Source organism: Microbacterium sp. PF5, assembly GCF_004794315.1.
GTDB classification, from domain to species: Bacteria; Actinomycetota; Actinomycetes; order Actinomycetales; family Microbacteriaceae; genus Microbacterium; species Microbacterium sufflavum.
In genome coordinates this window covers 24,776-37,351 of sequence record NZ_SSDQ01000088.1, presented here as the reverse complement: position 1 = coordinate 37,351, position 12,576 = coordinate 24,776, and the positions used below count along the sequence as shown (strand labels likewise).

At 70.5% G+C, this 12,576-nt stretch carries 11 protein-coding genes; 8 read left to right on the top strand and 3 right to left on the bottom strand.

What is annotated here, in order from left to right; all coding sequences use genetic code 11:
• Positions 1 to 37 precede the first annotated feature (37 nt).
• The 4 genes from DW297_RS07025 (at position 38) to DW297_RS07010 (ending at position 4,056) form a co-directional block, all read left to right on the top strand.
• Positions 38 to 2,002, top strand: a complete 1,965-nt coding sequence (locus DW297_RS07025; RefSeq protein WP_136030777.1) for a M13 family metallopeptidase — start codon at positions 38 to 40, stop codon at positions 2,000 to 2,002.
• Between the two features lie 110 nt (positions 2,003 to 2,112).
• A complete protein-coding gene (locus DW297_RS07020; RefSeq protein ID WP_136030775.1) occupies positions 2,113 to 3,078 on the top strand; it encodes a serine hydrolase in 966 nt (321 codons plus the stop codon).
• 220 nt (positions 3,079 to 3,298) lie between these two features.
• Positions 3,299 to 3,859, top strand: a complete 561-nt coding sequence (locus DW297_RS07015) for a hypothetical protein (RefSeq protein ID WP_136030773.1) — start codon at positions 3,299 to 3,301, stop codon at positions 3,857 to 3,859.
• Positions 3,853 to 4,056, top strand: coding sequence for a hypothetical protein (locus DW297_RS07010; RefSeq protein WP_136030771.1), 204 nt, complete (start codon positions 3,853 to 3,855; stop codon positions 4,054 to 4,056). The genes DW297_RS07015 and DW297_RS07010 overlap by 7 nt, the downstream gene beginning before the upstream one ends.
• A gap of 299 nt (positions 4,057 to 4,355) precedes the next feature.
• Here the strand turns inward: DW297_RS07010 and DW297_RS07005 are convergent, their stop codons facing one another.
• Positions 4,356 to 5,795: an MFS transporter gene (locus DW297_RS07005; RefSeq protein ID WP_136030769.1), complete on the bottom strand. Its 1,440-nt coding sequence runs from the start codon at positions 5,793 to 5,795 to the stop codon at positions 4,356 to 4,358.
• A 61-nt stretch (positions 5,796 to 5,856) separates the two neighbouring features.
• Between DW297_RS07005 and DW297_RS07000 the strand changes: the two genes are divergently transcribed.
• From DW297_RS07000 to DW297_RS06990, 3 genes are read left to right on the top strand one after another with little or no spacing between them, the layout of a single operon-like run.
• Positions 5,857 to 7,182, top strand: coding sequence for an alpha-hydroxy-acid oxidizing protein (locus tag DW297_RS07000; protein WP_136030766.1), 1,326 nt, complete (start codon positions 5,857 to 5,859; stop codon positions 7,180 to 7,182).
• Positions 7,183 to 7,214: 32 nt separating this feature from the next.
• Positions 7,215 to 7,835, top strand: coding sequence for a hypothetical protein (locus tag DW297_RS06995; RefSeq protein WP_136030764.1), 621 nt, complete (start codon positions 7,215 to 7,217; stop codon positions 7,833 to 7,835).
• A gap of 49 nt (positions 7,836 to 7,884) precedes the next feature.
• Positions 7,885 to 8,574 (top strand): GNAT family N-acetyltransferase, encoded by a 690-nt coding sequence (locus tag DW297_RS06990; RefSeq protein WP_136030761.1) that lies wholly within the window; start codon positions 7,885 to 7,887, stop codon positions 8,572 to 8,574.
• 25 nt (positions 8,575 to 8,599) lie between these two features.
• On the opposite strand, the gene DW297_RS06985 is transcribed toward DW297_RS06990, so the two are convergent.
• On the bottom strand, positions 8,600 to 10,069 hold the full coding sequence (locus DW297_RS06985) for a peptide MFS transporter (protein WP_136030758.1): 1,470 nt from the start codon (positions 10,067 to 10,069) through the stop codon (positions 8,600 to 8,602).
• A 115-nt stretch (positions 10,070 to 10,184) separates the two neighbouring features.
• Here DW297_RS06985 and DW297_RS06980 point away from each other — a divergent pair, with 115 nt between their 5' ends.
• A complete protein-coding gene (locus tag DW297_RS06980; RefSeq protein WP_136030756.1) occupies positions 10,185 to 11,570 on the top strand; it encodes a glycine--tRNA ligase in 1,386 nt (461 codons plus the stop codon).
• 8 nt (positions 11,571 to 11,578) lie between these two features.
• Here the strand turns inward: DW297_RS06980 and DW297_RS06975 are convergent, their stop codons facing one another.
• Entirely contained in the window at positions 11,579 to 12,535 is a 957-nt protein-coding gene (locus DW297_RS06975) for a helix-turn-helix transcriptional regulator (RefSeq protein WP_136030755.1), read from the bottom strand.
• Positions 12,536 to 12,576: the final 41 nt, after the last annotated feature.

The window sequence follows — 12,576 nt, the reverse complement described above, 5'->3', positions numbered from 1 at the left end:
CGACACCGTGGGGGACCCCCGTCATAGGCTGGAGCGCATGACCGACGCGCTTCCCGTGGGCCTCGCCCTCGACGAGTTCAGCCCCGACATCCGCCCGCAGGACGACCTGTACCGTCACGTGAACGGCGCCTGGATCTCCCGCACCGAGATCCCCGGCGACAAGGCGCGCTGGGGCTCCTTCCACCTGCTGGCCGAGCAGGCGGAGAAAGACGTCCGCACGATCATCGAGGAGTCGCAGGACGCCGAGGAGGGCACGCTCGCCCGCAAGATCGGCGACCTGTTCGCGAGCTTCATGGACACCGACCGCATCGCGGCCGCCGGGGTCGCGCCGCTCGCGGAGACCCTCGCCGAGATCGACGCGATCGCCGACATCCCCGGCTTCCTGCGCACCGTGGGGGCGTACGACCGTGACGGGCGCGCCGCGGTGATCGGCCTCTACGTCGACGGCGACCCGGGAGACCCGGAGCGCTACATCCCGGTGCTCGTGCAGGCCGGGCTGTCGCTGCCGGACGAGAGCTACTTCCGCCTCGACACGTTCGCCGACACGCGCGCCGCGTACCGCGCCCACCTCGAGCGCCTGCTGTCCCTGGCGGGCATCGCCGACGCCGCGGACCAGGCCGAACGCTCCATCGCCCTGGAGACCGAGCTCGCGGGCCACCACTGGGACAACGTGCGCAGCCGCGACGCGGTCGCCACCTACAACCTCAAGACCTGGGACGAGCTGCAGGAGCTCGCGGGCGTCGACCTCGCACCGTGGCGCGAGGCCGTCACGCCGTCGAACCCCTCCGCGTTCGACGAGGTGGTCGTGTCGCAGCCCAGCTTCTTCGAGGGGCTGGGTGCGCTGCTCACCGCCGAGCGCCTCGACGACTGGAAGGCCTGGCTGCGCGCCAAGGTCGTGCACGCCGCCGCGCCCTACCTGACCGACGACCTGGTGCTGGAGAACTTCTCGTTCTACGGCACCGAGCTCACCGGCGTCCCCACGATCCGGGAGCGCTGGAAGCGCGGCGTCTCGGTCACCGAGGGCGCGCTCGGCGAGGCGATCGGCAAGGTGTACGTCGAGCGGCACTACCCGCCGACGGCGAAGGCCGCGATGGACGAGCTCGTCGGCAACCTCATCGAGGCGTACCGGCAGAGCATCGAGACGCTGGAGTGGATGACGGCGGAGACCCGGCAGCGTGCGCTCGCCAAGCTCGACGCGTTCACGCCCAAGATCGGCCACCCCGAGGTGTGGCGCGACTACTCCAGCCTCGTGATCGACCGCGAGGATCTGCTCGGCAACGTGCGTCGCGCGGCGACCTTCGAGCACGACCGCAACATCGACAAGGTCGGCAGGCCCATCGACCGCACCGAGTGGCACATGCCGCCGCAGATGGTCAACGCGTACTACAACCCGTCGATGAACGAGATCGTCTTCCCCGCCGCGATCCTGCAGTATCCGTTCTTCGACGCGGGTCGCGACGCGGCGGCGAACTACGGCGGCATCGGCGCGGTCATCGGACACGAGATCGGTCACGGCTTCGACGACCAGGGCAGCCGCTACGACGGCGACGGACGTCTGCAGGACTGGTGGACCGACGCCGACCGCGCCGCGTTCGAGGAGCGCACCAAGGCGCTGATCGCCCAGTACGACGAGCTCGTCCCGGAGGGGCTGGACGCGGAGCATCACGTGAACGGCGCCCTCACGATCGGCGAGAACATCGGCGACCTCGGCGGTCTCGGCATCGCGCTCCAGGCGTACGAGCTGTCGCTGGGTGGGCAGGAGGCGCCGGTCATCGACGGCTACACGGGCGTGCAGCGGCTGCTGCTGTCGTGGGCGCAGGTCTGGCAGCAGAAGAGCCGGGAGGCGGAGACGCTGCGGCTGCTCACGATCGACCCGCACTCGCCCAACGAGTTCCGCTGCAACCAGATCGTGCGCAACATCGACGCGTTCTACGAGGCCTTCGACGTGACGCCGGACGATGCCCTGTGGCTGCCCGAGGCGTCGCGGGTGACCATCTGGTGACCATTCTCCTCAGGCTGTGAGGTGTCCCCCGGCGGTGGGGTTACGATAGCCCTGCCGCTGGGGAGCGACTCCCTTGGCATGCCGATCAGCCCCCTCCCGAAGGATCACGCGTGGCCGCACTCGAGCCTGGCGACGGGTTCCGGAACTCCCCGGTCCCCGAGTCGATGGGAGGCGCGTCCGCGTCATCGAGCGGGCGCCGTTCGCAGCAGCGCACGAGCCGTCGTCTGCCCCGTCGGGCCGCCCTCGGCCGCCGATCGTTCACGGCCACGCTCAAGGCTCTCGAGGGCCTGGTCGATGCGGGCGCTCAGGTGTCGGTGCACGTGGTCGACCTCGACTCGCACGTGCATGTCCTGGCGGGCGACGACCACGTCACGATGCCCGTCGGCGGGCTCGGGGTCGTCCCGCTGCTGATCGAGGTCGCGGCGGCGTTCGAGTCCGGAGCGCTCGACCCGCTCGAGATCGTGGAGCGCGCGAGCGTCGACGCGGTCGAGTCGTCCGGGTTGTGGCGGCACCTGCGGGCTCCCGCGCTGCCCTTGGAGGATCTGGCGGTGCTGGCCGCGACCGCGGGCGACCCCATCGCGGTCAACATCCTGTTGGAGAAGGTCGGGCACGACCGGGTGCGCGAGCGCATCGAGGGGCTCGGCCTGCGCCGCACCGCGCTGCTCGACCGGTTCCGCGACCGCCGGGGCCCCGACGACGCGCCGCAGGTGGCGGTGGGGTCGGCGCGCGAGTTCGCCGGGCTGTTCTCCGCGCTCGTCAACTCCCAGGTGGTCGATGCCGCGGTGAGCGCGCAGGTGGCCGAGTGGCTGAGCCTCAACCAGGACCTGAGTCTGGTGGCCTCGGCGACCGGGCTCGACCCGTTCGCGCACGACCACGACGCGCACGGGCTGCTGTTCGTGAACAAGACCGGCCGCGACCGCGGTGTCCGCGCCGAGGCGGGCGTGCTGGCGGGACCGCGCGCGGGCGTCGGCTACGCGCTCATCGTGTGCTTCGACGACCTGTCGATCACGCACCGCCTGCGTGCGCACGACGCGTTCCGCGTGCTGGGCGTCGAGCTCATGGAGTACACCCACTGAGGCGACCGGCAGGGCAGCTCTCGACGAACCAGCCACTCATGTCCTCCGAAAGGTAGACAGACATGTGACGCATGACGTGTAACACTCTACAGGTCCACTGCGCTCACCCTTCGTCCAAACTCGATGCGGGTACGCCCGAAGAGTTCAAGGAGATCAGCATGCGCTCAACGGATTTCGGGGTCCCGGGATCGAGCGGGAAGGTCGACCAATGAGGCGGGGTTTGCAGATGTTCCTCGGCGCTGCCGTCGTACTTTGCACGGCACTCGCGACGGTGTCGCCCGCCAGCGCGCGAGAAGACGTGGCGGCGACGCCGAAAACGAGCGGTAGCGTCGCAGGTGCCCCTCCCGCAGGAGCGGTGGGCGGGGACGCATCGATCAATGCGCTTGTATCGCGGATCAATCAACTCGTGGCCGCCTACGACCACGACGCGCACCGGTTTGATCTCGCTGCAGTGCCGAGCGAGGTCTTGAACAGCGACGAAGGGCAGGCGTTCCTCGCGGTTGTGTCTCTGGGAGAGGCTGGCGCAAGCCCCGCCGAACTGAGTGAGGCATTTGCAGAGTTGCGCGACGGACTCCGAGAAACGAACGCACCCTCGTCGGTGGAGATCGATCGCAATGGCGTCGTCTCCACCTATGAGCTCGCGCCCGGGATGACCATCGTCTTTCCGACGGCTCTGGCCGCGGGAAGTGCGGTCCGCGGCCTCATGAGGCGGCGGTGGTTGGCGGTGCTGACCCCTGGCCGTACATTCAGCTCACGAATGCCGAGCAACAGGCAATGGTGACCGGCGCATCTGGTGCGTTGGTCGCAGCGATCTGTGCGCTGCTCGCGCCGACCACCGCCGGTGTCGGTTGCGGCGTCGGTGCCGCTGTGATCGCAATGATCGTGGGAATCATCGTCGCCAATGGGGTATGCCCGTACAACCGACAGATGAGGATCTATCCGCTGGTCGGGCCGACTGGATTCAGTTGCCAGCGATGAAACGGAGACGAATGAGGCCGGCGCTGTTCGCGACACTTGTCATCGCACCGATCGTCGTCCTTCAGGGATTCTTCGTTGCGGTAGGGCTCTGGGCTGCATCGATCGAGTTGCTGTCCGTGCTCGCAATCGATGCCGGATTCTGGGTTGTGACCTACGTCCTCTGGTCTCAATCGGGTCGCATTCGCCATTGATCCGGCCCGCCCGCAGCGCACAGACTGGAGAGGCTCGCGCACGACGCGTTCCGTGGGCTGGGCGTCGAGCTCATGGAGTACACCCACTGACGCGTCGCGCCGAGGGCGTCACTCGGGCAGCGACGGATGCTGCTCGGCGGCGCGGCGCCGCGGGATGAACAGCGACAGCACGACCGCGAGCACCCCGGCCGCGATCGCGAGCCAGAAGCACACCTCGAACGCGCTGCGCGTAGGGACGGCCACCCCGTCGACGTCGATGCTCATGGCGGCGAGGACGCCGCCCATCACGGCCGAGGCGGTCGAGGTGCCCACCGAGCGGAACAGCGCGTTGAGCCCGTTCGAGGCGCCGGTCTCGTTCGCCGGCACCGAGCGCATGATGATCATCGGCATCGCGGCGAACGTGAACCCGATGCCGATGCCGATGAAGATGTTCGCGACGAACACGTGCCACACGGCCGTGGACCACAGCAGCACGAACACGTAGGCGAGCACGATCGCGATCGCGCCCACGGTGAAGAGGGGGCGCGGTCCGACGGTGCGCTCCAGCCAGCCGGACAGCGGGGAGATCACCATCATCACCAGGCCGGCCGGCATGATCACGAGCGAGGCCGCGACCATGTCGAGCCCGAAGCCGCCGCCGACCACCGGCATCTCCAGCATCTGCGGGAACGTGACGTTCGACGCGAACAGGGCGAAGCCCATCCCGATCGCGGCGATGTTGGTGAACAGCACGGCGGGCCGCGCGGCCACGCGCAGGTCGAGCAGCGGATCCCTCGTCCTGAGCTGGTACCAGCCCCACACCAGCAGCACGGCGACGCCGCCGATCACGCACGCGAGGGTCACGGGCGACGTCCAGCCCCACTCGGCGCCGCGCGACACGAAGAGCAGCAGCCCGGTGAGGCCGATCGCGAGGCCGACGGCGCCGAGCACGTCGAGCCGACCGGGGGAGCGGAGCACGTCTTCCGGCACGACCGCGAGCACGAGCGCGAGTCCGGCGACGCCGAGCGCTGCGGCGAGCCAGAAGAGCATGTGCCAGTCGGCGTTCTCGGCGAGCAGGGCAGCCACGGGCATGCCGATCGCGCCGCCCACGCCCATGGTCGCGCTCATGAGGGCGACCGCGGTGCCCAGGCGCTCGGGCGGGAGCACGTCGCGCATGATCGCGATGCCCAGCGGCACCACGCCCGTCACGGCACCCTGCAGGGCGCGGCCGATGATCACGCCGACGATCGAGCCGGACACGGCGGCGATCACGGAGCCGAGGATCAGGATCGCGAGCAGCACGATGACCACGCGGCGCTTGCCGTACATGTCGCCGAGGCGGCCCGAGATCGGGGTGGCGACGGCGGCGACGAGCAGCGTGATCGTGACGACCCACGTGGTGTCTTCGCGCGAGGCGTTCAGCAGCTGCGGCAGCTCGGCCTGCAGCGGCACGACGAGCGTGAACATGAACGACGAACACAGGCCCGCGAAGGCCAGCACCGCGATGATCGCCCACCGGGGCGGGGTGCGGGAGAGGCGCTTCCTGGCTCTGTCGTCGCTCGCACCCACCGGCCCAGGCTATCGGCCCGTGCGCGGTGCGGGGCCGTTCGGCCGTGGCTAGCATGTGGTCATGGTCACGAGCAGCGTCGCTCCGGACGATCCCGCCGCCCACCGCGGCATCTCCCGGCGTACCCAGTCCGACATCTATCGCGCCGGGATCAGCGGCAGCCGACCGGCCGTCCCGGTCGCTCCGGCCGCGCTGGAGGAGGCGGCGCGGAAGACGCTGAGCGCCGAGGCCTTCGCGTACATCGCCGGGGGTGCGGGAGCGGAGCACACGGTGACGGCGAACCGGGCGGCGTTCGATCGGTGGCAGGTCTGGCCGCGGCCGCTGCGCGACGTCAGCGAACGCGACCTCGGCGTCGAGTTCCTCGGGACACGACGGACGAGCCCGCTGATCCTCGCGCCGCTCGGGGTCATGGAGCTCGCGCACCCCGACGCCGACCGTGCGGTCGCCCGCGCCGCCGCCTCCCTCGGCGTCCCGTACGCGCTGTCGAACCAGGCGTCGCTCCCGATGGAGCACGTGGCGGCCGCGGCGCCGTCCGGGGCGCGGCTGTTCCAGCTGTACTGGTCGTCGTCGGACGACCTGAACCGTTCCCTGCTCGCCCGCGCCGCGGCGTCCGGCTGCGAGGCGATCGTCGTCACGCTCGACACGCACCTGCTGGGGTGGCGCACCCGGGACCTCGACCTCGCCTACCTGCCGTTCACCCGGGGCCTGGGCATCGCGCAGTACACCAGCGATCCCATGTTCCGCGAGCTCGTGCGACAGCGGGCGGCCGCCCCGAAGAGCGACGCCTCCGCGGTGAAGGTCACCCCGACAGCAGTCGCCGCCGCGCTCAGCATCGCCAGGAAGGGCGCGGCCCTCACCGAGGGCGGACGCCTGCGCGACAACCTGCGCTCGCCGTTGCCGCGGGCGGCCGTCGAGACGTTCCTCGACGTGTTCTCCACCCCCGCGCTCACGTGGGACGACCTCGCGAAGGCGCGCGAGTGGACCACGCTGCCGATCATCCTCAAGGGCATCGTGCACCCGGACGATGCGCAGCGCGCGCTGGACGCGGGCATGGACGGCATCTGGATCTCCAACCACGGCGGACGCCAGATCGACCGGTCCGTGCCCACCCTCGACGTGCTGCCGACGATCGCGGAGCAGGTGGCCGGGCGGGTGCCGATCGTGTTCGACTCCGGGGTGCGCGGCGGCGCCGATGTCGCGATCGCCCTCGCGCTCGGCGCCACGGTGGTCGCGCTCGGCCGGCCCTACGCGTACGGCCTCGGCATCGCGGGCGAGCAGGGGGTGCGCGAGGTGGTGCGGAACGTGCTCGCCGAGCTCGACATCACCCTCGGCCTCGCCGGGCTGACCGCGGTCGCGCAGCTCGACCGCGACGCCCTGCGCGCCGTGTGACCGGGTGGACCGCGCCGTGGTTGCATGAACGGATGAGCGACGACGCCCCACCCACGCAGCACCCGGCCGATTCCCCGTTCCACCGCCGACTGCCGATCGGAGAGGTGCTCGACGCCTCGGCGATCGCCGACGGTCTGCCGTGGGCCTTCGAGACGGTGACGATGCGACCGCTCGAGCCGATGCTGGTGCCGGAGGAGCCGAGGGCGGGGGAGCTCGACCCGCGCGAGTGCGGGCACTGCGGTCCGAGCCCGCACACGATCTGGCACGACGACCTCTGGCAGGTGCGCGCCGGCTGGGACGTCGGCGGCCTGCCGTTCATCGGCGGCGTCGCCCCGCGCGAGCACTGGCTGCTCGAGGACGCCCCGCATGACGTTCTCGCGGCGCTGGGCCCGCTGCTGCAGCGGGTGTCGCAGGCGGTGAAGAGCGTCCCCGGGGTCGCCCGCTGTCACTTCGGACGCTGGAACGATGGTTCCGCGCACTTCCACATGTGGGCGATGGGGCGCCCCGCCGGCATGATGCAGGGGCGCGGCGCGGTGCTCGCGTTCTGGGACGAGATCCTGCCCCCGCTGCCGCCCGAGATGGCGTCGGAGCACCTCCGCATCGTCGCCGATGCGCTCGCCGCGGGCGGGGGAGAGGCGTTCCCGCACCGCTGAGGCCCGCCCGGGTTTCCGCGAACCCGCCGTGGAGGGGCAGACTGGAGCCGTGCGTACCATCCGTGACCTCGACACCGTTGAACTCATCCTCGACGCGCAGGGCCTGCTCGACTCCATCCGGGGTCCGCAGCGCGTGGTCGATGCCGGCACCCTCCGCGCCCTGCAGCAGTCGGGCAACTACGTCGTCGGGTTCTTCGACGGCGAGGGCGATGAGGAGCGCATGGTCGGTGCGTCCATCGCGTTCTTCGGCGAACCGGCCCGCCGGGCGATGCACTCGCACATCACGGCGCTGCTGCCGGAGTACCGCGGCCGCGGCTGGGGTCGCGAGCTGAAGGAGCACCAGCGGCAGTGGGCGTTCTCACGCGACGTCGGCCGCATCACGTGGGTGTTCGACCCGCTCGTGGCCCGCAACGCGCACTTCTTCTTCTCGGTGCTCGGGGCCCGCGCCACCGGCTACTCCGTGAACCGCTACGGCATCTTCGGCGGCGGTGACGCGGGCGATGAGAGCGACCGGCTCGATGTCGAGTGGGCGCTGGCCGACATCGCCAAGCCCCCGGCCGACGGCGACGTCGTGGAGACCCTGGAGATCCCGGACGACATCGAGGCGATGCGGGTCTCCGACCCGGCGGCCGCGCACGAGTGGCGGCTGCGGCTGCGCGCGCAGATGGAGGGTCTGCTCGGCAGCGGGCTGCGGATCGCCGGTTTCGAGTCGGGGCGCGGCTACCTGTTCACCGCCTGAGCCCCTCGCCGGGTGACGGCGCGGCTCAGCGCACGCCGCGCATGAGGCGCAGCACCGGCTTCACGCTCAGCAGCATCCCGACGCCGACGAGGATCGCGATCCCGCCGAGGATCGAGAAGAACGGCACCTCGTTCTCGGGGTCGTAGAACTGCACGAGCCACCCGGCGATCGCCGTGCCCAGCGCCACCGACAGGAAGAACAGCGCCACCATCTGCGTGTGGAACACCGCGGGGGCGAGCTTGGTCGAGGCGGAGAGCCCGACGGGGGACAGCAGCAGCTCGGCGACCGTGAACACGAAGAGGATGCCGACGATCGCCAGCAGCGGCGTGGAGTTCTCGCCGCCCCCGGAGAACGGCAGGAACAGCAGGAACGCCGCGCCCATGATGATGGCGGCGAGCCCGAACTTCACCGGCGTCGACGGCTGCCGGGTGCCGAGCTTGGTCCAGATCGCGGCGAAGACGCCCGACAGGATGATGATGAACACCGGGTTGATGGACTGCACCCACGACACCGGCATCTCCCACCCGAACAGGTTCCGGTCCAGGCGCTTGTCGGAGTAGACGGTCAGCACGGTGAACTGCTGCTGGTACAGCGACCAGAACGCCACGCTGGTGAGGAACAGCGGGACGAAGCTCCAGACGCGCGAGCGCTCGGTGGCGTCGATGCGGTGGCTGGACAGGATGACCGCGAAGTAGGCGATCGCCGCGACGATCGTGCCGACGATCACGATGAGTGCGAGGTTGTCGGCGTGGATCAGCCCGGTGAGCACGCACACGGCGATGACGAGCACGGCGCCGCCCGCGATGATCCCCACCAGCGGGTAGCGCGAGCGGGGCAGCGGGTTGGGCACCTCGCGCGCCGTGTCCGGGAGCCCGCGCCGTCCGAACGCGTACTGCACGAGGCCGAGCGTCATCCCGAGCGCGGCGAGTCCGAAGCCCCAGTGGAACCCGAGCGTGGACTGGAGCAGACCGGTGAGGATCGGCCCGAGGAAGGCGCCGAGGTTGATGCCCAGATAGAACAGCGAGAACCCGGCGTCGCGGCGCACGTCGTCCGGGGTGTAGAGGGTGCCGACGACGGCGGTCGCGTTGGCCTTGAGGCCGCCGGAGCCGAGCGCCACGAGCACGAGTCCGACCCCGACGCCCACGAAGCCCGGCAGCAGGGCGAGCGCGAGGTGCCCGGCGACGATCACCATCGCGCTCACGAACAGCACGCGCTCCGAGCCGAACAGCCGGTCGGCGAGCCAGGCGCCGAGGATCGTCGCGAGGTAGACCGAGCCGCCGTACGCGCCGAGGATCCCGCCGGCCGTGGCCTCGGGCAGACCGAGACCGCCCTGCGTGGCCGAGTGGTAGAGGTAGATGAGCAGGATGCCCTGCATGCCGTAGAAGCTGAAGCGCTCCCACATCTCGACGCCGAAGACGTGCACGAGGGGCCAGGGCTGCCCGAAGAAGCGGGTGTCCTCGTCGCGGGAAGCGGGCTGTCGCTCGGTGGTGCTCATGCGTGGGACGGTACTCTCCGGCGGCGACCGCGGCCAGGGGGCGCGCTGCGACCACCGATAGAATGGGGATGCCCGTGCTCACGGGCGTTCTCCGCATCCGACCATTGGAGCCACCGTGGCCGAACAGTCCCGTCTTGACAAGGTCATCGCCCTCGCCCGCCACCGCGGGTTCGTGTTCCAGGCGGGTGAGATCTACGGCGGTTCCCGGTCGGCCTGGGACTACGGACCCCTCGGCACCGAGCTCAAGGAGAACATCCGTCGCCAGTGGTGGCAGACGTTCGTGCGCGGCCGTGGCGACATGGTCGGCCTCGACTCCAGCATCATCCTGCCCAAGCGCGTGTGGGAGGCGTCGGGTCACGTCGCCACCTTCACCGACCCGCTGGTGGAGTGCCTGCAGTGCCACAAGCGCTTCCGCGCCGACAACCTGATCGAGGACTTCGAGGCGCGCAAGGGCCGCAAGGCCGAGAACGGTCTCGCCGACATCCCGTGCCCGAACTGCGGCACCAAGGGCCAGTACACCGAGCCCAAGGCGTTCTCCGGTCTGGTGAAGACGTACCTCGGCGTGGTCGATGACGAGTCCGGCCTGTACTACCTGCGTCCCGAGACCGCGCAGGGCATCTTCGTCAACTTCTCCAACGTGCTCACCGCGAGCCGCAAGAAGCCGCCGTTCGGCATCGGCCAGGTCGGCAAGGCGTTCCGCAACGAGATCACCCCCGGCAACTTCATCTTCCGCACGCGCGAGTTCGAGCAGATGGAGATCGAGTTCTTCACGCCGCCCGCCGAGGCCCCGCAGTGGTTCGACCACTGGGTCGAGGCGTGCTGGAACTGGTTCATCGACCTCGGCATCGACCCGGAGAACATGCGGCAGTTCGACGTGCCCGAGGAGGACCGCGCGCACTACTCCGCCGGCACGATCGACGTGGAGTACCGCTTCGGTTTCGCGGGCAAGGAGTGGGGCGAGCTCATGGGCGTCGCCAACCGCACCGACTACGACCTCTCCAGTCACAGCGAGGCGTCCGGCCAGAGCCTGACCTACTTCGACCAGGCGACGGGCGAGCGCTACACGCCATACGTGATCGAGCCGTCGTTCGGCCTCACGCGAGCCATGATGGCGTTCCTCGTCGACGCGTATGTGGAGGAGCAGGTGCCCAACGCCAAGGGCGGCACCGACACCCGCACGGTGCTCAAGCTCGACCCGCGTCTGGCTCCCGTCAAGGCCGCGGTGCTGCCGCTCAGCCGCAACGAGAACCTGTCGCCGCTCGCGCGCGAGGTGGCCGACACCCTGCGCGGCTCGTGGGCCGTGGACTTCGACGACGCCGGCGCGATCGGTCGCCGCTACCGTCGTCAGGACGAGATCGGCACCCCGTTCTGCGTGACGGTCGACTTCGACTCGCTCGACGACCGGGCTGTCACGGTGCGCGACCGCGACACGATGGCGCAGGAGCGGGTGCCGATCGACGGCCTGCACGCGTACCTCGCGGAGCGCCTGCGCGGGGCCTGAGTCCCGGGTCAGGAGCCCGCGACGGCCCTGGCATACCGCTCCGACAGCAGCTGGAGTCGGGGCAGCAGTTCGGGGGGCGACTCGACCGTGAAGTCCATCATCAGCATCCCGATGTAGGCCGCGATCGTGTCGAGGCTGTCGGCGCCGGTGACGAGGATGCAGTGTTCCTCGTCGACCGGCTCGACCACGCCGACCGCGGCGTGGATACGGTCGAGCACGGCCTCGGCGGGCGCGTCGATGCGCAGTCGCGCGTGCACCTGCCAGCCGCTCACGGCGATGGTGCGCATGGCGAACGCCGTGTAGTCGCCCCCGGGCAACGGCTGCGGGTCGAAGCGGCGGCGCGTCGGCATCCGCAGCTCCATCCAGTCCACGCGGTACGTGCCCCATTCGCTCGTCTGCGGGTCGCGGGCCACGAGGTACCAGCGTCGCACCCAGGTGAGCAGGCGGTACGGCTCGACCAGCATTGGGCGGCCGTCGTAGTCGAAGCGCAGCCGCTCCTGGTCGCGGATCGCTCCCGCGACGGCCCGCAGCACGGCAGCGTCGACCTCCGGGTCTGGGGCGTCGGTGTCGTTGTTCTCCGGCGCGCGGTCGACGCTCGTGCGCAGTGCGTCGACGGTGGGGCGCAGGTGCGAGGGGAGGACCTGTTCGAGCTTGGCGAGCGCTCTCGCACCGGAGTCGGCGATGCCCGCGATGCCGGCGGCGGCGCGCAGGCCGACGGTCACCGCCACCGCCTCCTCGTCGTCGAGCAGCAGCGGGGGGAGCTTGCCGCCCGCCCCGAGCCGGTAACCGCCGGTGGAGCCGCGACGGGCGTCGACCGGGTATCCGAGTTCGCGGAGGCGCTCGACGTCGTGGCGCACGGTGCGGGGTGAGACGCCGAGCCGCTGCGCGAGCTCGCTGCCGGATCGCTCCGAACCCGTCTGCAGCAGGGCGAGCAGCGCCAGGAGCCGTGCGGTCGGGTCCACCATGAGGCCTCCGAAAGTCGCCGAATCATTAGGAACGTATCCAG